Genomic DNA, 24,279 nt, shown 5'->3' on the forward strand with positions numbered 1-24,279 from the left:
ATCAGATTATTGTCTATGTTCACTATTATTCAGTCGCACCGTACCGAAAACCTCGTTGATCAATTGCTTGTACAGTACCAGTCCAAGGATCAGCCTGTTTTTGAGCCTTTTATTGTCATTGTACCGTCAATGGTATTGGGCGATTGGTTGGATAAAACTATTGCTAGCCGTGCTGGTATTAGTACCTTAGTGCGTACTAAATTTTGGGGTCAGTATCAATGGACACTGATGCAAGATGTATTGACTCGCCACAACGCATACTTATTAGCGCAAAACCCTGAAGCGGAAACTCTGAATGTGCCGGAAGTGGCGGTGTTATCACCGACAGTAATGCAGTGGCGATTGTTTGGTTATTTGACTTACTACCAAGAAACAATCGTTGCAGATGAAAAGCATCCAGTGCATCCGTTGCTAGCGTCTTTGATTGACGACCCACAGGTAAGTGCTCAACAGGACAGTTTACAACAGGATAAGGTGCAACAAGATGCGCGTATTTGGCAGCTGGCAAGTGATTTGGCTAGGGTGTTTAACCGCTATTTGACTCACCGTGAGGATTGGTTGGCATTATGGTCACAAAACAAGCCGTTGAACGTAAGTGAGTTGATAGCAGATAAAGACGCCTTATCCCTGCGCTTTGATAAGTATGCGCGCGGCACGCCTGAGTGGTTGGTCGAGCATTATGTAGAGTTAGAAATTGCCCAACGTTTCTTGTGGTCGCATTTGTTTGCCGATGTTCATCTACATCGTGTGGCACTAGAGCGTGCGTTTTGGTCGGCTTTAAAAGGTAACAAGGCGAATGAGCGTGACCAATTGCCCAAAGTACTGCGTATATTTACCATCCAGCAACTGCCACAGACCGAGTTAGACTTTCTACAGAGTCTGTCGCAATACATGAATATCACGCTATTGCACTACAATCCATCAAAGCTGTTTTGGGCAGATATCGTCGATAAATCATGGTTACAACGCCAGCAGATTATCAACCCTGAGAGTGTGTTCTTGCGTGATTATGGTCACAGTTTGCTATCGCGTTTGGGCAAGCAGTCGCGCGATGCGTTTGCCATGCTTGCCAATTTATCAGGTAATGAGCAATACGACGATGCGCTAGTCGAATGGCAAGATAACTTTGATAATGGTGTAGATGATGCGCTCGTTCAAGGCATGTCTGAAAGTGTCGTCCCTACTGAAGACGCTGTCAGTACTCAAGATACGCAAGGTAACCTGAGCTTATTAAAACGTTTGCAAAATGATGTATTGATGCTTGATGAGCAATCTACCCAGCAGGCGACAGCCGCTACAGTCTCACAAGCGGTAAGTAAGCATATAGAGTCAAGCTTTGATGAAGCTAAGCCAGCAACGGCTTGGTATGAAGATGAAGCGTTAGAGAATAAGCGTTTTGAGAAAGACCGTTTTTGGGCAATCTCTTCTCAAGATAATAGCCTAAGCATTCATTCGTGTCATAGTTTGCAGCGTCAGCTTGAAGTATTACGTATTATGATTGGTCGTTGGCTAAATGAACCTATCAAACTAGGTGAAAAGAAACGCCATATCTCCGACATTGTTGTGCTGCTACCCGATGTTGAACGTCATCATGCACTGATTGGTTCTATTTTCGTCAATGGTAAAGGTCAAGACGGTTTGACTTTGCCTGCTAAAGTGACTGGTGTTGTTGATGCCGATATTCGCCAGTTATGGGAAGCCATTATCGGTTTTTACAAACTATTAGGTAGTCATAGCGCTCGTTTTGAAGCAGCTGAAGTCTTAGACTGGCTCATGTTACCGCCATTGTTTGAAAGCTTTGGACTGACTCATGAGCAAATGAGCCGTGGCTGTGATTTATTGGTAGAGGCGGGCTTTATTCGTGGTTTTGACGAGCTGCATCTTAAGCAAACTTTAGACAGCAATGATTACGACTATCGCTTTAGCTTTGCACAGGCATTAGACAGATTAACTTTAGGTCTGGTCATGCCAGAGGCTGAGTTGAGCGACTGCTTATATGATCTAAATGGCGATGAATGGCCAAGCACTGCGTTACCAGAAATGACCTTGCCGTTACCACAAGTGAGCCTAAATGATGCGCTGATTGTTGAAGCGCTTTGCCGTATTTATACTGGCTTGGTTGCACGACTGATGATCATACACAAAAAAATGAAAGCGGAAGATTGGCTCGATCAGATTGAGACACAAGTTATCCATCGCTACTTTGGCGATGTGGATCAAACACGTACCATGCGCGCCATTTACAATGCGATGAATGGCTTTAAATCAAGTCTGCGAGCCAATCGTCACTATAGGCAGTACGCTAGTGGTGATGTCGACAACAAAGAAGTAGAGCAGAGGCTGGCAGGTGTGGAGCAGTTGCCGCTCAAGCTGAGCTTTATGCTAGACAGTATCGAAGCGGAGCTAGAGAGTCAGCAGGTCAGTGCGGAGCCGACGGGGGTGATTACCTTTGGTCGATTTGGTGCACTAAGAAACGTGCCGTTTGAGCTGGTGGTTATGCTCAATATGGATCTCTCTGAGTTTCCTGGGCGTGATCGTGACAACCGCTATGATTTGATGAAAGCGACCAATGCCCGCCGCGGTGACAGAGTCAGTGAAGATGATGACAACGGGGCATTTTTAGATGCGCTACTGTGCGCGCGCAGTGCATGTTGGATGTTCTACAACGGCCAAAGCTTGACGGACACCCATGAGCATTTGCCAGCCAACCCAGTGAGTGAGCTATTGCAATTCCTACAAGGCGAGGTGCAATGGCAGGTGAACTCGCTTGAGACATTACCTGAGAATATTGATCCCACCACGGAAAGCCTTAAGCGTTACTTACCTAAATTGATTAAGCAGTGGCTAGTGACTGAGCATCCTGCTCTGCCTTTTCATGAGAGTCTGTTTGAAACAGAAATTGAAGGCAATGATATTTTTGAGCAAGCGTCTCCTGATATTGATGGCAATAACAATGCCAACGTCAATGCTCAGGATTCCAGCCCTGTCGATATGATGGATGAATTAGATGTTCTCTTAAATAAGGCCATGCGCAAAACTAAATTGGCGCAAAAAAAGCAGTTTCCGCCTGCGCCGCTTTGGCAGTCAGTGTTTCATACTTTAAAAGGGCGAGTATCTAGTGAGCATGCGCAACTGGTGAGGTTACCCACAAAATCACAATATGAGTCAATCGCTAAGATACTTGGTCAAGGCTTGGGTCAGTTAGGTCGAGTAGACAATCAAACCTTGTCTGCATTGGCTGAAATGTTGGCGCTAGATACAGTTGTTGATGCTAGCGATGTCGGTAGCATGACGGAAGCGCTTACCCAAGCGGTATCTGATAGCATATTTAATATTGGAGAGATAGACGTTGAAGTAGTATTGGCGTATCAAGTGCGCCATCCTGCCAAAGCGTTTTTGCGTACTCAAAAGGTGCATGTGGTGCAAGGTGAAGAAGCACTGTCGCAGCAAGAGCCGCTATTTTTAGACAGCTTGACGACCTATCAAATTAAAGCGCATTTGATTAAAGAGCTGGCGACCGATAATACTATTGCCAATACGACTGATGACAGCGCTAATCAAACCTTAATGTACCAAAAAATCATGCCAGCTGGTGTGGCTCGCCAAACCACGCTACCCAATCAACAACAAAAGCTGCAACAGCAATGTCTAGAGTTCAAAGAGCAGTTAATGGCTAATGGCTTTGATGAGAGTAGTATTATTAACGAAGGTGGAGCAGATAGCGCTACAGTATTACAGCTACTGACACCAATCACCGAACACCCTGTTCAGATAGAGTTGGCAAAACTGTTCAATAGCACCAATAGCGAATCAAGCAACCAGACAGATATAGAGGGTATGGAAACACTGCTCAAGCTGTTGCCGAAAGTTATTAAGATAAAAGGCTCGGTGCCAATATTAGCATCAGTATCATTACCACCATCATCAGTGCCGCCAGATGCGCATGCCCGCCACACACATCTGCAGGCAGGTAAGACCTATGCTGAGCAATCACCCAAGCAATGGTTAAATATACTGCCCAACTCTGCTAGCCCTAGGCATTTACTCAAATTTTGGTTATCGCACTTGTATTGGCAGGTGGCCAGACGTACCACTGCTGAGCAAGTGGCTCTAAATGATGGTGTGAGTATTTGGCGCTTTAATAAGCCTAGCTCGCAAGTCAAAAAAATATGACAAAATAATCGCCTTTAAACTAAGTCCCATTGTTTATGAAAACGCTGTGATAGAGCTGATGAAATGGGCGATTTTTGGCAAGCTAGTCGGTCAAGTGCCCATTACGTTATTGCCAGAATATGCACTCAATTACCTTGATAAGTACCTAAAGTTTGAAGCAAGTGAAGCCGGCAACTATTGGCCAAAACGTGCCGACTTCTCAGATTGGCTAAGACCTAACTATCAAGCAAACACGGTATACGATACGTGCTCTCAGCATGCCATTTGGCAATATGTACTGCGTGATCAAGACGCGTTCAAAGCATTATCGGCAGCGTTGACTACCTTGGCACGACCATTGTATGAGCCAGTGTTTACCGCGTTAATTGACTTAGACGGCTAATTAGAGCGTGTCTTCAATTCATTCTAGTCATTTAGAATCATTAATTTTTGCTCTCTTGCTCTAATAGATAATAATTAAAAGTATCCGCCTTATGACAGACTTTACCGACCAACCAGTATCAGTGACCTTTCTACACAGTCTACGCAACCACATTTATTCGATGAGTACTCGGATGAGCTGCCTCACGCCAATCCTATATCTGATCAAAAAGCGGATGTAATACCAGCAGTTGATGTTGCTCTAACAGGCAAGCATTTAATTGAAGCCTCAGCTGGTACTGGCAAAACGTGGACATTAACTGGTATCGTGCTGCGTCTGCTGATTGAAGCGCGGCGTGCGCCAGAGCAAATCATCGCCACGACCTTTACTCGCGCTGCCGCAGCTGAAATGCGTCAGCGTATTCATGACCGTTTGGTAGATTTTTATCAATTATTACAATGGGTCAATAGCCTAAGTGCTGATACTAATAATAAAGAGAGTTTATACCCGAACATATTACAAGTCATGCCTGAGAGTGATAAGGATAGACAAGCAGATAACTCAAGTGCTGCCTCAAACGCTGAGGCAGAGAAAACTGACCAGCTAAATCAAGACCTTGCTACTGATAAGCAAGCTACCGCTGATAAACGTAAACAAGCAAAAAAATATCGTGAAGATTGGCTAGTCAATCAGGCAAAATATGCGCGCTTAGATGGCATCATGAAAGATCCTATTAACTTGCATTTAATTGGTTATTTATTGGATCATGTCTACAGCTATCCAATGACAGAAGCTATTAGGCGTACCGCGCTGGTGCTAACGACGTTGGATAAGCTATTCGTAGGTACGCTCGATAGCTTGGCGCAAAAATGGCTGACGGAATATAGTAGCGAGACGGGTCATCAGCAGGGCATGGGAATTATTGAAGACAGCAGTATTGAACAGGTGACTGATAGTATTATCCATGATGAGCTGCGTCAGTTTCAGAGCCGCTTATACTATGAGCAGCCTAAACTTTATGCGCTAATGGATCAGCAAGGTAAGCTGACTGCAGTTGGCGATCATAAGAAATATGTGACTCGCTCGCTTAATTTTATCTCTGCGCCGATTGACAATGTTGATACTATTGAATTTGATATTCAGGCTTACGAAGAATTCTTGAGCCAGTTCTGCGATTGTGATTTTCATGATATGCAAGCTTACTTTGAGAAAGATTTTAGAAAAAAAGAAGGGTTTGATAATCGTAAAAGTGTTGCTAAAAACTTAGGTTTTTATCAAGATTTTAAAGATCTTATTCAGAGCAAACAACTATCTTTTTCTCAAAGTCTATCCAAACCACAGTTAAATTTTTTGAAACAACTTCAAGCAACTTATGATGACTCAGAAGATTCTGGATTTTTAGAAGACAAAGAGCAAGGACGGTTAAGGTTTATCAGTACTGAGTCTGTTCAGATGTTACTTAAGCTAAATTGTTGTATCCAACAATTTAATGATCACATAGTTACTGTTTTAGCCAATCTTAACCGCCGTATTGTGCTGGCTGTGCGTAATAGACTGCCAGTTATTTTAGAAGAGCGCGGCGAGACGACCTTTAGTTTGCAGATGGTACGCTTAAACCAAGCATTAACTGGTCGTCAAGGAGATAAGCTGGCGCGTTATATTCGTCATCACTATCCTGTGGCATTGATTGACGAGTCGCAAGATATCAATGGCGAGCAAGCCACTATGATTGAAAGCATCTACTTGCCAAAGAATAAGCGTAAACAGTCGGACAGTGATAAACAGGCAACCACTAAGAAAGCCAATCATGAGTTTCTGCTACTGGTTGGTGATCCTAAACAGGCTATTTATGGGTTTCGTGGTGGCGATGTGGCCAACTACAACTATATGAAAGCCCAGTTTAATAAAAGTGCCCTTTGGACGCTTGATATCAACCGCCGTTCTAATGCCGGTGTGATTAACGCATTAAACTGTTGGTTTGGTATGCTGATGCCACAACTGCTGAGAATAAGCTGTCGCAACTGGGTACTGGGATTCACTACCAACATATCAAAGCAGCAAAACCGGAATATGAGCTGTCTTGGTTTAATGAGTCAGATAGGCTGGATAACGTATTGGTGACAGAAGTGCTTTCTGCTCAGCCAGTGAGCTTGTTGCACCTGCCTTATGATAAGGAAAAAGAGTTTGATTATGATGAACATGAAATAACAGCTCGCCATATAGCCACTTTGCTTAATAGTGGTCAGACACTTAAAGGTCAGCCGATTCAGCAGTGATATTGGGGTGCTGGCACGTGCCAAAAAAGATCTGAAAAGGGTCGAAGATGAGCTAATAAAGCTTAATGTGCCGACTTTGACTACTAGTGATGTCAGCATCTTTGAGACTATTATGGCAGAAGATGTAGCGGCATTGCTAAGTGCCATGTTATACCCGTATCGTCATGACATGATTAATCGGGTGTTGACCAGTCACCTATATGGACTGAGTATCAAAAACATCAAAGCCATGATGACGGACCATGAGTCAGGCGTTACTGAGGGCAGCAGTACGTCAAGCGCCCATTCACAAAACTCTAATTCGAAAGACCTCCCAGCCAATGAAACGACTGATACCAAAAAAAGCTATCAAGACTTTATTACCTATTTAAAAGAAGGTGCACAGCGTTGGCAGCACTTTGGCATATTATCGGCGCTACATTATTTATTAGATAAAAGCCCTGTACAGCCGCAAGGCGTTTGGCAAGCCCTAGCTGCTCATCCAGAAGGTGACCGTCATATCATGGACTTGCGTCATGTCATGGACATCTTGGCGCAGTATGGTCTAGGCATGGGTGAGTATGAGTTGCTGGCGTGGTTCAGACAGCATATAGATGCAGCGCCTAACAGTGACTGGGCTAAGCAATATCCGCTACCGACAGAATCTGGTGTGCAATTGATGACCATTCATAAGTCTAAAGGGCTTGAATTCCCTGTTGTCTATGTATTGGGAATGGGTGATGCCAGTAGGAAGTCTGGCAATAAGGAAGACTATGGGCTGTATCTATATAACGCGCAACAAGCGCCCTCAGCATTAGTGCAGCAGTCGATAGACAGTCAATCAACAGGAAATCAGCGCCGCTTCTCACCATTGCAAGGCTCTTCCACGGATAAGGGTTATTATACTGATATCGAAACAAAAGAGAATTTTGATGAGCGCCGCCGCCTTGGCTATGTAGCATTTACTCGGGCCAGTGAGCAGCTCTATGTAGTGTTAAAAGAGGCCTATAGAAATACCGATTGTGACTTAAGACCAGTGTGCCATTGGTTTGACTCCGAGGATGCCAAGTTTGAGCTACCTGATAGACTCAAAGGTACCATAGGCATGCTCAGAGGTCATAAGGTTAATGAGTTCTATGACAATAATTACGCAAACAAAACTGCTAATTCAACAGGCGTAAATGACAGTGCTCAACTGGCTACTACCAAGTCAAATGCTCATAAGCCTACGACAGAGGCTATTGAATACGCGCCCTTTGCAGAGGTGATGAAAACTAATTATTTTTATGGTTGGGCCAAGACTAGCTTTACCGCTTTGGCGCGTCAGCTAGATGAATCTACACAAGCAATGGCGATAGTGGATGAGCGTATTGATGATGCGATAGACATTGATATGACAGAGTCTTCAGTTTCTGATATTTCGTTACTTAATAACGATGAGTCTCTCGAACAAGACGGTGAACTGAGCTTCAAGTCAGAAGAGGATATCCGCTTTACCTTTGTTAAAGGCGCTAATGCCGGTACATTTTTGCATGAGATATTTGAAAAAATTGATTTCAACAATAAAGCGCAGTGGTCTCAAGTTATCGATAGAGCCATCAGTAGTTATCAGCTGCCGCTGGTGTATAGCAGTGCTGAAACCCAAAGCCGTCGATTGCAAGCAAAGACGCAAGAGCAAGGTAATGACGTTAATACTGATTCATTTAATCTTAACTCAGTAGACGCTAGCAAACATGAGGCGTTGATGGACTGGATTGAAGAGGTCTTAGATGCGCCATTATTGGCCTCCAAGCAACCGTTGCGCTCTATTGATGCAGGTCAACAATTTGCCGAGTTAGAGTTCAACATGGGGTTGTCAGAGAATTTTAAAGCACAGGATATTAGTCAACTTTTTCAACAGTATTTACCTGATGAGACAGATAAACATGTCACTCTAGTTCCACAAAATAAAGCGCATCTGTATCGTTATCTACGCGGTGAGATTGACTTGGTGTATGAGCATGCTGGCAAGTATTATGTGGTCGATTATAAAAGTAACTTTCTAGGAAATAGCCTAAGCGATTACAATGAAGATACGCTCAAGAAAGCAATGTCCAAAGCAGGCTACTGGCTACAAGCAGCAATCTATCAAGTAGCATTACATCGGTTCCTTGCCATGAGAATCAGTGATTATACGGGTAACGAAGATAAGTACTTAGGCGCTGTAGAGTACGTGTTTTTACGCGGTGTGTATGATCCGAATGCTAAAATCGCTGACACTACCTCTCAAGATAATAATAAACATAGCAGTAACAACTTAGAGAATTATGGCTGCTATGGATTGGTCACTTGGGATATTCCCATCGACTTTGTTAAAGGTCTAGATGCATTGTTTGGCCTACCGGATTAATAAACCTTATATAGCAACTAGGTAGATAAAAATTGTTATAGCAGTTAATAAGATTAATAAGAGATAAATATACGATGAGTAATAATAACAATAAAAGTAAGTCAGCCATTAGTTTACAAGAGAGCTGGGCCAGTAACATCAGCGATTATATCTTGTTACGTCGTCAGCAAACACATGTAGCATATGACGCGACAAATGCAAAGACGAATGATGAGAGCAAAAAAAATCAATAAGTCGGAAAACAATGACTTATTTACTGCTCTATTCGTTATTTTAGCGGCTCATTTGGAAGAGGGCCATACTGTATTAACTGTCGATACAGCCGATCATGGAGCTCCCATGCAAGGTCAGATTAATGGGGAAGTAGTCACGTTATATGCATGGCAGCAGCAATTATTGGGGATACTGGCAACACCAATTTTTGCGCTGATTGATACTCAGATAAAAACGCAAATAGACACGCAACTAGACACGCAACTAGACACGCAACTAGACGATGTTACTACAACAGAGACATCGCTATTTGTATTACTGGACACTTTGTTTGGTCAGCGAGATTACCTGTGGGCGCAGCTAGCACTTAGTAATCATGAAAAAGAGATGTTGATCAAACGTTTTGATGCAATAACTACGTTATATCAGCGCTTGAAAAATAGCGACTTAAATACTTTCGTTCATTCAATCCATGAGCATGCTTTATTTGCTAACGTTGAGGCAAATACTAATTATAACAACTATCAAAATAGCCTAAGCAAAAATAATCAACCGATTATTTACAACATAACTAAAAGTGAACAAACTCGAAGTTCGAAAATCACATTTTGGTTACACCGTGCTTGGCAAGCAGAGTTTAATTTAGCAAAAAATATCAACAATATCTTAAATCAGCAAGTAAGTCCTTTACAGATAGCAATACCTGAAAACCTTCATGAGCACCAAGTGAAGGCAATCAATGTCGCTAATAATAATGCGTTTAGTATTATTACTGGTGGTCCAGGCACAGGTAAAACCTACACTGTGGCTCAATTGGTCATTGCGCTGCAGCAAGCGACAGAGAGTGGGGGGATGGGGCTGAGCATATTCGATTCAGTACGGACAGTGCCAGTTTGGCATTGGCCGCACCGACTGGTAAGGCAGCCCAACGTATGCAAGAATCTCTACAGGCGGCTTTAGATGACGCAAATGTAGAGCTGCAGTTGCAAGAGGCAAAAACCATCCATCGTCTACTAGGTATCGGTCGAACGGGTAGACCGCGCTACGATGCCAACAACCCACTCGGTGAAGATATTATCATCGTTGATGAGGCATCTATGCTCGGAGTCGAGTTGGCCAATTACCTTGTGAGCGCGGTAAAGCCAGGTGCTAGGCTGATATTATTAGGCGATGCTAATCAGTTAGCAGCCGTCGATGCAGGAGCAGTATTGGCTGATCTATGCCGTATTCCACTATTGCAACCCATACACGCAGAGCTAACAGAGAGCCGCCGATTTAGCGCCGAGTCAGGTATCGGTAAACTGGCCACTCAAATCAATAAAGCAGAGACAAATCTTCAAGCTATTTGGCAATTATTAAGGCAAGACGCTGCTTTGAGTTTTCAATATGTTAATACGTTACAAGCAGAGTCCATATCAAATAATGAGATAAAAAATAGCCTAAGTAAAGAAAAAATTATTTCAAGAATATCCGATAATTACCAGTCATACGTAAATAAAGTTAGAAATTTACTGGAAAATCCGATTGAAAAATCCGTGCCAGAATCAGTTAAAAATACTACCACTTCGTTAATGGAGGTATTTAATCAATTTAGAATCCTCACTGCTGGCCATAATGGTGAATGGGGTGACCACTATATCAATAACTACCTTACTCAATGGCATCTTGCTGAGTTGAAGTTACCATTGGGTCAAAACACATGGTTCCATGGACGTCCTGTTATGGTGCTACAAAATAACTATGAGCTTGGGCTATTTAATGGGGATATTGGTTTCTGCTTACAAACATCAGATGAAAGAAGCCAATTAGAAGTATTCTTTGAAAATAAGACACAAGGGATAGCTGTTAATTTGCTAAATGAAGAGGTGATAGCCACGGCATATGCAATGACCATTCATAAGTCACAAGGATCCGAATTTGATCATGTTGCCATTACTTTTGATAATAGTCATGCAAGATTGCTGAGCAAAGAACTTATCTATACAGCAGTGACTCGTGCTAAGAAGCAGGTAACGATATATAGTACCAAGCACGCCTTAGAAAAAGCAGTTCAAACACCAACTGAGCGGCATACTGGTTTGGCATTACAGTTTTAACGATTCATTCAAGTTGTTGTCGGCACAATAAGTCAGTGCAATAAAAAGCATCCAAATTGGATGCTTTTTTAGGATTTAACTATTTTAATCAATTAAGTCTAAGAATTAAACTTTGTCTTCTTTGATTGCGTAGATACCTGGCAGGTGACGCAAGTAACCATGGAAATCCATACCACAACCGTAAACATAACGATCTGCAACATCAATACCCACAAAATCTACGTCAAAATCTGCAACTTTGCGATCATGTTGCTTGTTAAGCAAGACACAAGACTCAAGTGATAGAGGCTTTTCTTTACTTAATTCTTCAACAACTGCTTTTAGAGTAATACCTTCGTCAAAGATGTCGTCGATTAACAATACGTGCTCACCTTCGATACTAACATCAGGCTTGAATTTCCAATCAAGCTCATTAGTACCTTCGTTATCACGATAACGAGTCGCATGGATATAATGCATACGATGGTAGAACGTAAGGTGTGTCAATAGTTGACCAGCTGGAATCAAGCCGCCGTTCATCACGACCATAACAATTGGGTTTAGACCAGCATAATGTAGATTGAGCTGAGCGGCCAAACGCTCATAAGCAGCAGCTACTTCGATACTGCTGATAAGGCACTCTGAGTTGCGTAAGGTTTTTTTCAATTTCTTGGTTACTGATTTGGGTCATCGGGTGCGCCTTTGGTAAAAAGTGCCGCTTATTTTAGCAAATTTTAGTGAATTTGCCCAACGTCATATGACTTTTGGGACAAAATTAATCCAACTTTTGGGGTTATTCTGGCTTTTCTATAATAAATGGACGGTAATAATTGGCCAATCTATTCAATGAGTCATTTGGTAGGTCAGGTAATAGCTTATTAAGTGCCATACTCATGCCTTTATCAATTGCCGATTTGGCAACTGGAACTGACTTACGCTTGATCATGCCTAGCTTTAATGTCTCGGCATAACGACTGATGAAGTGGGTCAATGTTTCTTCGTTCATGGTTTCGAGTGCCGTTTTAAATTTGGCTCTATCTACATGCTCAGGCGTGATAGCAGCAAAACCTTCAGTGATGGTATTGGCGTCTTTTTCTGATAGTTTAAAGCCAACACGTTTAATGCCTTCATTATCAATAAAGGTTGCATGATCTCTTAGAAAATGAAAACTTGGTAATACGTCTTTGTTGTTTTCTTTACCTAGTAAGATATTGAGCAAAGTATCTGTCGCACGTTCAATCGTTCCAACAATTTTACGCATAGAGGCTTGGCGCTCAGGGTTCGGAATAATATCTACCAAACCAACCAATAAATTATCAGTAAGATCACGCGCTGTCTGATGCGTAAGGGCATCGCGATAAGGGTAGTACTCTACATTCTCATTTGAAGCAACGACTTGTTCGGCCTCACTGATTAAAGCTTTTAGTTTATCTGAGGGTACGAATCCAAAATAATGTGCCATTGCACTTCCTTTATTTGTTGTTTTTTATGTCTTACTTGCGTTACATTTATCACCAAATCGGTTATTATTTAAACAAAGTTTTAGTCTCAGGCTCATCATACCAAATGCTGATTAGTGACATGCCCTAGTTATAAGATAAATGACTTTGTTGATTGGTAACAATTTTGCAAATTGCTAGAATTTACCTAAACGATAGATGAGCTGAGTCACTCATCGCACACTAATTTAGCATATTTTTCATATTTTAATTCAAAAAGCTTGAACTTATAAGGCTATTGACTACTTGTCTAGGGAGAGATGAGATGAATAGTGCTATTGTACTACTATTCGCCGTTGCCGCTATGCTCTGCGGCTACGTGTTTTATTCAAAATTTATCGCCACCAAAATTTTAGCATTGGACAACAGCCGTCCTACACCCGCACATACGATGAAAGATGGGATCGATTATGTTCCTACAAATAAGTATGTATTGTGGGGGCATCACTTCACGTCAGTGGCAGGGGCTGCACCAATTATCGGTCCTGCGATTGCGGTTATTTGGGGCTGGGTGCCTGCTATTATTTGGGTAGTGGTAGGTACTATCTTTATGGCTGGCGTACATGATATGTCTGCTATTTGGGCAAGTATGCGTAATAGAGGTCAGTCGATTGGCTCTATCGCTGGTACTGTCATGGGCACACGTGTCCGCAGCTTGATGATGGTTGTTATCTTCTTATTACTACTGATGGTTAATGCTGTATTTGGCGTAGCTATTGCCAATATGATGATCAAGACGCCATCTGCGGTATTGCCAGTTTGGGGTGCCTTAGTGGTTGCCTTTATCATCGGACAGTGTATCTATCGCTACAACATGAATTTGGTCTGGGTGTCCATTATCGGGGTAACTGCCTTGTACGGGCTTATCTATCTTGGCCCTATGTTCCCGATTGTATTACCTGAAACCGTCATGGGTTTGCCTGATAACGCAGTATGGATCTTGATCTTGTTCGCCTATGCGGCGATTGCATCGTTGTTGCCTGTATGGATGCTACTTCAACCTCGTGATTATATTAATGGCTTACAGTTATTTGTCGGTTTGATTTTATTATATGCCGCTATTTTTATCGGCACGCCTAATATTGTCGCGCCAGCCGTTAACACTGCATTACCAGCGGATACACCGTCACTTCTACCATTATTGTTTGTGACAATTGCTTGTGGTGCCATATCAGGTTTCCATGGTTTGGTCGCCACAGGAACCACTTCTAAGCAGATTGATAAAGAAGAAGACGTTCGTTTCGTTGGTTACTTCGGTGCATTGGGTGAGGGTATGCTAGCGCTTGGGGCAATCCTTGCAGCAACCGCAGGTTTTGCGACTCTTGGTGACTGGCAAGCGGTCTACCAAAAGTTCGGTGATGGCTCTATCGGTGCGTTCATCGACGGCGGTGCGACCATCTTAAATGCCGGCGTTGGTATCGATATGGTGCTATCACAGACCATGCTTACGGTAATGGCTGCATTGTTTGCTGGTACGACGATGGATACTGGCGTACGTTTACAACGTTATATTTTCCAAGAATTTGGTGAATTTTATAATTTGCCCGTACTCAATAAGAGTGTCGTTGCAACGTTACTTGCTGTCGGAAGCTGTTTGTTATTAGCGTTCGGTGCTGGTGGTATTGATGGCGCGGGTGGTATGATTATTTGGCCGCTATTTGGTACAACCAACCAGTTAATGGCTGCCTTAACTTTGATGATCGTTACTATTATCTTATTACGTAAAGGTAAGCCAGTTTGGTACACCTTAGCACCATTGTCGTTCTTGTTGGTTATGACTGTCTTTGCCCTATTGATTCAGCTCAAAACCTTCTTTACTGATGGTAATTGGCTACTTATTATTATGGATATTATTATCTTAATCGCGACCATTTTAGTGACGTTTGAGAGTCTATCTGTACTGCGCAAAGAGTGGTCACTACATAAAGGTAAAAGCGGTGAGGTTTAAACATTAAACCATATTGAGTGTCTGTTTAATAAAAAAAACGCTAGCAGCAATTGCTGGCGTTTTTTGTATCATATAGGCATGATAGATCATAAGAATTAAGTAAAATACGAGCACATTATGGAAAATGAAAACACATCGAATGATATAGAAAACGTTCAACCACTAGAGAACACTCAACCATGGTGGCAACGGTTTAAGAGTGGATTAAATGAATTTTATCATGCGCCTTATCGTCAGACGATGGCACGGGCCGCACGTGATGAAGAAGATTTTTTTATGTTGCTCATGTTTGCCGAGAGCTTGGGTATTGATAATCCCGCCAGCTTTTATACATTAGAATTGCAACCATTATTTTTAGAAAACTTTCATGAATGGCATACACGTATGGGAATGGATAGATGTCCATTTGACCATGTTGGCTGCTGCTAACAGTAGTGGATGGACTATATAAAGAAGTAGCTAAACATTTATTAGATAATGAGACAAAATACGAGATAACGATATGGCATTACACCCTTTACATGGACTGGTAGAGCAGTTAGAGACACAACCGATTATATTTATCGGCGGCAAAGGTGGTGTAGGGAAGACCACCACAGCAGCAGCTCTAGCCAGCTACTATGCAAGCCAGCAGCAAAAAACCTTAATTGTCTCAACCGATCCAGCACATAGTTTGGGCGATGTACTAAATACCCAGCTCAATAACGCAAAAACAGCAATATCACCTTATTTAGATGCCATCGAACTCAACCCTGATGTAATCGTTGATGAACATTTTGCTCAAGTTGAACGTACAATTAAAGCTTATGCCAACCCAGATATGATGCCAAAAATTCGTGAGCATCTGCGATTATCTAAGTCGGCACCTGGCGCCCAAGAAGCCGCGATGCTCGAATCCATGTGTCACCATTTAGTCGAAGCGGCAGGTGCTGGGTATGAACACATCATCTTTGATACCGCACCGACAGGTCATACTTTGCGATTGTTGGTATTACCAGAAATGATGGGGGCGTGGACGGATGGGCTGCTTGCACAGCAGCGACGACAGGCCAAACTACGTTCGGTGGCAAACCATTTAGACAGTCACAATCAAAAAAATGATAAAAACGATGTGGCAAATCCGTTTGCCGCAAAAAAATCAGATCGCTGGGAGCAAGCTGTCTCCGTATTAGAAAAGCGCAAGCAACTGTTCCGTCAAGCAGGGTTGCTACTACATGACCGTACACAAACAGCGATTGTATTGGTGATGACTGCTGACGTCTTACCATTGGCTGAGACCAAGCGCGCTATCGAGCAATTGGAAGATAGTAAGCTCATGCCAGCAGCAATCGTCGTTAATCAGCTGATATCAACAACGCAGTCGGATGATTTTTGGCGCCGCCGCGCTGAGCGTCAGCAGCATTTGCTGCAGGATATCGAACAAAGCTTTACCAAGTACCCGCTGTATCCGATTTACCTGCAACAGACAGATGTACGTGGTACTGATGCATTAAGTGCGTTGTTAAGTGTATAGAGTGCATAGATAGTTCGCTGGTAATTTATGACTTACGCTTATACGACTGTAACTTACCTGACAGAGACCATGCCATGTCTGTACGTAACAACTGAGCTTGTTCGGACTTACCGCTACTAAGCGACGACCATTGTGGTTTACCACGCGCTTTTTTTGAGCTCACTTGGTAATTTATGAGTTGGCCATACAGTAATTGGATTATTGTCTTCATCTTCATGGTTAATGTCGTTAGTTAGCGACGTTCCAAGACTGCTGTTTTCGCCTTTATATAATAACTGAGTGGCATCTGTAGCAGCATGACCACGATGGCGTAATGCAGTAAGTAAGTCTAATGCTCGCGTTGCTAATAGCGTCAACGTAGCAGGATCGATATATAAGCGTTTTACCCCAGTAATCCTATCGGCAATACTGCTGGTATTCGATAGCAACCCGCCTGCGATCCCACCTATTGCGGCACCCAATCCAAGGGTCGTACCTAGGGCTGCTGCATCGATACCTAATCCTAGAAGCGCACCAGCTGCTGCACCAGAAGTGGTACGAATACCGTAGCTCTTGAGAAGTTCAGGGTCGAAAGGATCTTGTTGATAGGCTTGTAGTTCAAGCGGTGTTGCTGCGACGGCATTGTCATAAAACTTATAAAGGTTAAGTAAGTTGTGCTGCATCGCACGCTCACTTTGCCTGACCGCTTCTTGCATTTGCTGTAGTACAGGAAGTGGGTCGTCATCTTCATTGATCTCGCGCACGAAAGCGGCGACATTCAATAAAAAAATCAGCGATGATGATATTGGCCTCATCATAGAGCTGCGCCCAGTCTTCCGTTCGTCGTTGCATCAACTGCTCAAGCATTTCAGAGTGAGTAAGCATAGTGGCTAAGTTTTTCCATAGGCGCATCTCATCCTCAAACTCAAAAGCAACCGAATCGAACGCGTTGAGATATGCAGATTGCGTCTTGCCAGCATCGTCTGCCAGTCGTCGATATTAGCATTCTGGCTGTCTGTAAAATTAAAAACAGGCATCACTGGGATAGCAGCCCAAGACAAAATCGCTAGCTCATCTTTATATTTACCCAATACAGGCTCACGAGCATCTACCACGTAAATGGCCATATCACTTGTCAGCAGCTGACGAATTACTTTGGCTTCTTGACTATAATCATAGGGCAAGTCATAGCTGTCTGAACCTTGAGCGACATCCGCCGCCAAAAACTGTTGCAGACGTTCAATACCATCACGGCGACTCGCAGTATTGTCCTCTAGCCAATCCATAAGCCTGAAGCATCTTCCAGACCAGGTGTATCGTATAGTGCCACTAAGACTTCGCCAGTTTGGCTATCTGTCAATTGAGCCTGCTCGACATGCCGTGTGGTCGCCGCTTCGTTTTTGACTTCACCAAAATATACGTCTCGCAATAACGTGCGCAGTATAGAGGTTTTACCCGTATTGGTATGACCAACAACGGCCAATTTGAGCGGTTCACCACTGGCGATGGTTTTCTTTGTTACCCTTGACACTGGTGCTGTCGTTGCTGATGCTGATGATTCTCCTGTCGATACAGGTTGATTGTCCTGAGTAGCTATTGACTGAGCTACCGTAGGTTTCAAAATGTTGTCTGAAGAAGTACTTGAGGCATCAGGGGTTGGCTCATAAGCTTTGTCCGCAAAGAGACCTGCAGGCTTATTGTTCTCATGATTATTGTTATTGTCATTATTCATAGTAACGTCTTATATTTATTGATGACCGAAATACATAGTAGCCATTTATTGTAAAACAAATCTGATTGAGTATCGGTTATGAATGAGTATTGTCCATATCATAAATCGTAGTCCATGCATTTATAATCAGGCTCTAGTCGGTTCAATATACTTTGGATACAAGGAAGGCGAGTGAAAGCACTACAAATAGTAGGCTAAGCGAGACTGACACCGTATCCAATGTATAGAGAGTTGACTATATTAGACAGCACTAGGTGGAGGCAGCAGTACCTTTAGCTTTTTCTTTAACCCTTTGGCACGAAAGAACCGCTGCCACATACGGTAAAAGACCCCAAATATCAGGCTGACGATATTGTCATGACTGGTTTCACCAACGGCACCGTATTGGACGGGGTTGTTGGCGGTATCTTCTTCTACATAAGTGCCAAACCAACGATCAAAAATAATGAGTACGCCGCCATAATTTTGATCAATGTATTCGTCGTTGGTGCCATGATGGGCACGGTGATTGGATGGGGTATCAAAGACATACTCCACCCATTTTGGAAATTTCCCCACGGTTTCGGTATGGATAAAGAATTGATAAATCAAATCTAACGCATAAAAGAAGAATACCCAGACAGGATGTACGCCCAACATCATCAGCGGGACAAAGAATAACCACCATCCCGTCACCGAGTACAGCAGGCTTTGACGCATGGCGGTGGACAGATTCATATGATCATCTGAATGGTGCACGACATGCGCTGACCAAAACCAATTCATACGGTGTGACGCACGATGGAACCAGTAATAGCTAAACTCAACCGCAACGAATATAGGGATGGCGGTAAGCCATGTCACCTCAATAGTAAATAAGCGATATTGATATAACCATAAGCAGATAGGTATGACGATAAGCGCTTGGACAATCAATTCAAACCCTAGATAAGAGCCGCCCAAACTAAAATTGGTCATCGCACGGCGCCAACTAAAGCTTTTACTATTGCCGCGTTTGGACTGATACAGCCATTCTGCCAAAAATAACAAGAAAAATGGACCGCCAGCCAGCGGTAGCAGCCACTCTTGCCAATACGCGGGCAGAATGCTTGCCAGCATTGGCTGCCACGACTCTGGCGCAGCCGTTAAGATACTTTGGTTTAACGCCTCTCGGTAACCATCCAATAGTTGACCATACTGACCTAGGGTCATAAGGGGGCTGTCTAAAGAGATATCTGCTGCCATCTTGGGCTCCTAGCCACTATAAAACATCCTTGTCATCTTGATATAACGTCACAGCTATCAAAATATATCTTAACAACTGTTATATCAATAAGTCTTTAAGCCTGTCTGAGGTTATAGATCTATAATATTTATTTATTGTATATCATGCGAGTCATAATGATAAGTTCATATATGAAAAATAGATTGCAAGTAATAGATTAAAAATTAGAATGTATTAAGTATCTATATCAACTAAGCCAATTTTTCGTGCAGAAAGCGCCGTTTGCCACTGTTGATAGCGAACCGCTTGTTTGTCTAATGGCTCATCATCGGTACGAGCGTCAGTCAATTCCGCAGAAACGCTGTTATCTCCCAGCAGTTGTACGATAAGCCCATCTTTTGCGTGAGCAGCGATTTGATCGAGTTTGCGTAGCGTACCGCGGTCGGGCAGTGCATTGCTATGAATGCCAAGTAAAACTTGCACCGGATGCGCATCTAGATAGTTTTTAAGCCGTGTCATATCATCACGATCATCAACGATACCAAAATTCTCAACTTCGCTTGAGTGTTCAAGACTATGTTTGTCAAAATCATGATGGCTGCTATCTAACCCTGACTGCCACCAGTTGTCCTGATCTGCAGGGTATTCAAGCAGCGCAACTAACTTCTTGCCCGCACTGACCGTCGCTTTTGGGGCGATAGGGGCTAGCGCTTCTATAAAGTCATCAGCATCCACCACGTGCCGCTGCCAGAAGTTTAGGATTTTTTGATAATAGGGCTGTTTGATATCCAAACGCATTTTTTTGCGGCGGAACATCAATGCACAGAACGCCCATGCTATCGCTCGAGGTACAATGCCGTACATTAGCAAGCTACCAACTAGTAACCCTGCCCATTGCCTTGCAACAGACAGCGGCATCGCTCGGTGACAAGCCTGCTCTGTGCGATCGCTGTACTGTCTGGCACACCAAATCCCACCATACTAGGTAGCCAGCCTAATACTTGAGTCAAGCTCACAAGCGCTTGATCAGAGAGTAAGGTTGACTCCCAGCTAAAGCTATACTGACGTACAACCAGCAAAAATATAATCGCAAGCAGCATACCGGTCAAGGTAGCCAGCCACAACTGATGGCTAAATCTACCCAAATACCAACGCATACCGCTGTGCTGCAACTGGCGTTCATACAGATCGACGGCCGCTTTGGTCACATCGTCCTTACCACGTATGAGATAACTTGGACTGACAAAACTGGCAAACCAACTGGGTGATTGCTGATCTCGATTGATAAGGGTCATGACAAGCCAGCCGCCAAGCATAATGGTATGAAAACCAAGTAGACAGACCAACACATAAAAGAAGTTCACAACATTAGACTGCAATAGAGTGAACAATCCCAAAAAAACCTGAGATACACCACACCACGCTCATAACAATCATGATGCCCTTTATACGACCATCAATCTTGCCTAGAACACGCGCAAGCGCCCCGTTGCTATCTATACGTGATGCACGTCGATGCAGCTTTTGGATAGGCGTGCCATCCTCGCCCTGTAGTTTTTCCGTGATTAATAACGGGTCAGTGGCAAAAACGTGCTGATCGGTCTCTAAAGCACGTACCAGCTCGGTCAATTGGTCTTGAGGTGATAGCATAAGGCGCTGATATCCGTATAAAAACATCAATATAAAAATAAGATACAACAAAACGTCGGTTTAATCGCTAGCAATTATTGTAGCGTATATTGACTATAGCAAACCCTCATAAAATCAGCCAAAATAAATAAAGACTTATAAACAAGGAAAAGTATCACATGAATGACAAAATTTACCTGATTATCGGTGGTACAGGCGGTATTGGTCAAGCTATGGTCCAACAGCTGGTGCAAGCCAATCACAGCCATAGTGTACAAATATTTGCCACTTATCATCGCAATGAGCCAAACATTGAAGCAGAAAACCTGCACTGGCTCCCGATGAACGTCAGTGATGAGGACAGCATTAAAAAAAGCTGCCGATACCATCAAACAGACAGTCGGTCACGTGGATGGGTAATCAACTGCGTAGGATTATTGCATACAGAGACAGCGCAGCCAGAAAAGGCCTTGCGACAGATGGAAACGGAGTTCTTTTTGCAAAATATGCAAATCAATGCCCTAGCAAGTTTGCTGATAGCCAAACACATCAAACCATTACTCGCCAAGGCTAATCGCAGCGCCAATCATCCTGCTGTTTTTGCGACCATATCAGCCCGTGTTGGCAGTATTACTGACAATCAGCTTGGCGGTTGGTATAGCTATAGAATGAGTAAGGCGGCGCTTAATATGGGCATGAAAAATCTAAGTATCGAATGGGGTAGGTCACTAAAAGACGTCTGCGTGGTTGTCATGCAACCAGGCACTGTTGACACCCAACTCTCCGCACCGTTCCAAGGCAATGTCGCTGAAGGACATCTGTTCTCACCAGCGTATAGCGCGGAGTGCTTATTAGATGTGCTATCAGGTATGACAGTTGCTCAATCAGGCAGCTTTGTCGATTGGGCGGGAGAGCTCATACCTTGGTAGTAGGTATATTCGCTAAATAAGACCATAAAAGATGCGCCGTTAATCAGCCTAGTTAGTAAGCCATAAATAAATCCATAAACTCATTTACCGGTGTTTGCGTAAGCTTTTCTTGATCGTCAAACAATTCAATGATCTGCTGACAGCGACTTTCGATAAAACGAGTTGCTAGACTGGCGCGGAATTTAGCTTCCAGTACAGGGATGCCCTCAGCGCGGCGGCGTTTATGCCCGATAGGATATTCAACAGCCACTTTTTCTGTACTGCTACCATCTGTAAAAAATACTTGAATGGCGTTGGCAATAGAGCGCTTGCTTGGGTCATGATAGTCTTTTGAATACTGCGCGTTTTCTTCTACAACCATCTTGCTACGTAGCTCATCGATTGACAAATGCTGCTCGTGATAGTCGTTTTCATAGTTCTCTGCCATTAGATCGCCTGTCAGCAGCGGCACAGCCACCATATACTGCAAGCAGTGATCTCTATCTGCTGGATTGGCAAGCGCGCCTTCTTTTGAAATGATGCGAATCGCTGAGTCATGGGTAGTCAGGACGATTTTGTCGATATCGTCAATTCTGTCTTTTACGTGTGGGTGCAAAATGACTGCGGCTTCACAAGCGGTCTGAGCATGAAACTCAGCAGGAAAGCTTATTTTAAATAAGATGTTTTCCATCACATAACTACCAAAATCTCGCTGAAATTTAAAACGACGTTCGCCTTCAGGCTTTGTCGCTAGATCCTTATTGGTATGGCTGAATAGCACATCATAGAATCCCCACTGCGGTGCAGTTAATGCGCCAGGGATACCCATTTCACCGCGCGCCGTTATATCAACCAGACGTACCGCACGACTGGTCGCATCACCTGCCGCCCATGATTTTCGGCTGCCAGCATTGGGTGCATGCCGATAGGTGCGCAGTGCCTGACCATCGACGATTGCTTGTGAAATCGCTGCCATGATGCGCTCACGGGGCAGCTGATAAAATTTTGCAACGACGGCGGTTGACGCCAACTTGACCAAGAACACATGATCGAGCCCCACACGATTGAATGAGTTTTCTAGTGCCAGTACACCTTGAATCTCATGCGCATGATCATGGCTTCAAGCACGGCTCTCATGGTTAATGGTGCTTGTCCTTGGCTGATATTTTTTTGACTAATATAGTCGGCAACCGCTAAGATACCACCCAGATTATCAGAAGGATGGCCCCATTCGGCAGCAAGCTACGTATCGTTATAGTCAAGCCAGCGCACCATACAGCCAATATCAAAAGCGGCTTTGATGGGGTCTAGTATATAGGAGGTGCCAGGGACGCGAGCGCATGCGGCGTTATTTGATCAGGGCAATCAGGCCCCAAGTGCTTGGTACACTCAGGGAAGCGCAATGCCAATAGACCACAGCCAAGCGTGTCCATTAGACAGTGGCGCGCGGTATTCCACGCATCAGTAGGGTTTGGGGACTGCTCGTCTATTGAATAGTTGAGAACGTAATCGGCAATTTTTTGAATTTCATCGTCATATTCTGGACGGACGTTACTCTCTACCGTCGCATCATTGATATTTGAATTGGTAGTTGACATGGTTGTTACCTCATCCTGAGTGTACTACTTCCTTGACTGATTATCTCAGCCATCCTTTTAAAGGAATCATCATTTAAAAGTAGCATACTCAATATAGAACAACCAATTTGAATTATGTTAAGAATTAAGACGTTAGCAGCGATCTAAATCATTAAGTACAACAGACCTAAAACAAACAAAGCGGCCATGATAAACAGCAGGAAACTTAAAACTTTAGTCGTGGTTGATGCAGTATCCGTACTCTCTTTTTTTGATTTTGTTTTTCTTAGCAACGTATAGCACCATTTTTACATGTTCGATATTGTCCTCGAGGTAGTGCTCGCCTTCAGGCACAAAACCTAACGACTCATAAAAACTAAGTAAGTAAACCTGTGCCGAGATGATAATCGGACGCTTTTTACCGTACTTTTTTTCGGCACTGTGCAATAGCCTGATTCATCATTTGCCGTGCTAGACCATCACCTCTATGCTCCGATAGTACAAGCACTCTACCGATGGCAGGCATCGCGGTGTGGTTGGTCTTAATCGCAGGATCAGCTACTGATAGGTTGGATTTTAGCTTATTAAACTCAGGTGGAATGATACGGCAATAGCCAACCAATGCTGCATTTTGATGAGCGATTAGGTGCAAGCAATCAAAATCAACTTCATCCATATCTTGATAGGCACAGTTTTGTTCGACGACAAAAACCTGCGAGCGCGCTTTTAGGATATGGTAAAGGTCAACTGAGGTCAGCTCATCAAAGGTTTTGATAGAAAATTCACAATTCATAATGGTCTAGCTTCTGACGAGTTATTCAAAA

Annotated in this window: 13 protein-coding genes and 5 pseudogenes; 10 read left to right on the forward strand and 8 right to left on the reverse strand. The window is 43.4% G+C overall.

Annotated features, from left to right (window positions below; translation table 11 throughout):
- Window positions 1–15 precede the first annotated feature (15 nt).
- The 6 genes and pseudogenes from TT11_RS05420 to recD all read left to right on the forward strand — a co-directional run bounded on the left by TT11_RS05420 (window position 16) and on the right by recD (window position 11,487).
- Window positions 16–4,173 (forward strand): exodeoxyribonuclease V subunit gamma, encoded by a 4,158-nt coding sequence (locus TT11_RS05420; protein WP_261869401.1) that lies wholly within the window; start codon window positions 16–18, stop codon window positions 4,171–4,173.
- Between the two features lie 58 nt (window positions 4,174–4,231).
- Entirely contained in the window at window positions 4,232–4,555 is a 324-nt protein-coding gene (locus tag TT11_RS05425; RefSeq protein ID WP_261869403.1) for a hypothetical protein, read from the forward strand.
- Between the two features lie 91 nt (window positions 4,556–4,646).
- A pseudogene (locus TT11_RS17060) lies at window positions 4,647–9,178 on the forward strand (UvrD-helicase domain-containing protein).
- A 74-nt stretch (window positions 9,179–9,252) separates the two neighbouring features.
- Entirely contained in the window at window positions 9,253–9,411 is a 159-nt protein-coding gene (locus TT11_RS05445) for a hypothetical protein (RefSeq protein ID WP_261869409.1), read from the forward strand.
- Entirely contained in the window at window positions 9,389–10,351 is a 963-nt protein-coding gene (locus tag TT11_RS05450) for an AAA family ATPase (RefSeq protein ID WP_261869411.1), read from the forward strand. Before TT11_RS05445 ends, TT11_RS05450 begins: the two co-directional genes overlap by 23 nt.
- Window positions 10,285–11,487 (forward strand): exodeoxyribonuclease V subunit alpha, encoded by a 1,203-nt coding sequence (gene recD, locus TT11_RS05455; protein ID WP_261869413.1) that lies wholly within the window; start codon window positions 10,285–10,287, stop codon window positions 11,485–11,487. Before TT11_RS05450 ends, recD begins: the two co-directional genes overlap by 67 nt.
- A gap of 105 nt (window positions 11,488–11,592) precedes the next feature.
- Here the strand turns inward: recD and TT11_RS05460 are convergent.
- Window positions 11,593–12,157, reverse strand: a pseudogene (locus TT11_RS05460) (hypoxanthine-guanine phosphoribosyltransferase).
- 102 nt (window positions 12,158–12,259) lie between these two features.
- Window positions 12,260–12,928, reverse strand: a complete 669-nt coding sequence (locus TT11_RS05465) for a hypothetical protein (RefSeq protein ID WP_160021771.1) — start codon at window positions 12,926–12,928, stop codon at window positions 12,260–12,262.
- Between the two features lie 302 nt (window positions 12,929–13,230).
- Here TT11_RS05465 and TT11_RS05470 point away from each other — a divergent pair, with 302 nt between their 5' ends.
- From TT11_RS05470 to TT11_RS05480, 3 genes are all read left to right on the forward strand, one after another.
- On the forward strand, window positions 13,231–14,913 hold the full coding sequence (locus tag TT11_RS05470) for a carbon starvation protein A (protein ID WP_057760164.1): 1,683 nt from the start codon (window positions 13,231–13,233) through the stop codon (window positions 14,911–14,913).
- Between the two features lie 117 nt (window positions 14,914–15,030).
- Window positions 15,031–15,342: a cory-CC-star protein gene (locus TT11_RS05475; protein ID WP_179799197.1), complete on the forward strand. Its 312-nt coding sequence runs from the start codon at window positions 15,031–15,033 to the stop codon at window positions 15,340–15,342.
- A 73-nt stretch (window positions 15,343–15,415) separates the two neighbouring features.
- Entirely contained in the window at window positions 15,416–16,426 is a 1,011-nt protein-coding gene (locus TT11_RS05480; RefSeq protein ID WP_261869420.1) for an ArsA family ATPase, read from the forward strand.
- 25 nt (window positions 16,427–16,451) lie between these two features.
- On the opposite strand, the pseudogene TT11_RS05485 reads toward TT11_RS05480, so the two are convergent.
- The 3 genes and pseudogenes from TT11_RS05485 to TT11_RS05495 all read right to left on the reverse strand — a co-directional run bounded on the left by TT11_RS05485 (window position 16,452) and on the right by TT11_RS05495 (window position 20,991).
- Window positions 16,452–18,137: pseudogene (locus tag TT11_RS05485) on the reverse strand (DUF3482 domain-containing protein).
- Window positions 18,138–18,377: 240 nt separating this feature from the next.
- Window positions 18,378–19,361 (reverse strand): sterol desaturase family protein, encoded by a 984-nt coding sequence (locus TT11_RS05490; RefSeq protein ID WP_261869421.1) that lies wholly within the window; start codon window positions 19,359–19,361, stop codon window positions 18,378–18,380.
- 214 nt (window positions 19,362–19,575) lie between these two features.
- A pseudogene (locus TT11_RS05495) lies at window positions 19,576–20,991 on the reverse strand (DUF2868 domain-containing protein).
- A 158-nt stretch (window positions 20,992–21,149) separates the two neighbouring features.
- Between TT11_RS05495 and TT11_RS05500 the strand changes: the two are divergent.
- Window positions 21,150–21,899, forward strand: a complete 750-nt coding sequence (locus TT11_RS05500; protein ID WP_261869423.1) for an SDR family oxidoreductase — start codon at window positions 21,150–21,152, stop codon at window positions 21,897–21,899.
- 52 nt (window positions 21,900–21,951) lie between these two features.
- On the opposite strand, the pseudogene TT11_RS17065 reads toward TT11_RS05500, so the two are convergent.
- From TT11_RS17065 to TT11_RS05515, 3 genes and pseudogenes are all read right to left on the reverse strand, one after another.
- Window positions 21,952–23,476 (reverse strand): annotated as a pseudogene (locus TT11_RS17065) (bifunctional 2-methylcitrate dehydratase/aconitate hydratase).
- A gap of 213 nt (window positions 23,477–23,689) precedes the next feature.
- On the reverse strand, window positions 23,690–23,902 hold the full coding sequence (locus TT11_RS05510) for a GNAT family N-acetyltransferase (protein WP_261869425.1): 213 nt from the start codon (window positions 23,900–23,902) through the stop codon (window positions 23,690–23,692).
- Complete coding sequence (locus TT11_RS05515; protein ID WP_261869426.1) at window positions 23,874–24,248, reverse strand: GNAT family N-acetyltransferase; 375 nt, start codon at window positions 24,246–24,248, stop codon at window positions 23,874–23,876. The genes TT11_RS05510 and TT11_RS05515 overlap by 29 nt, the downstream gene beginning before the upstream one ends.
- Window positions 24,249–24,279: the final 31 nt, after the last annotated feature.

Source organism: Psychrobacter sp. JCM 18901 (assembly GCF_000586435.1).
GTDB lineage: Bacteria > Pseudomonadota > Gammaproteobacteria > Pseudomonadales > Moraxellaceae > Psychrobacter.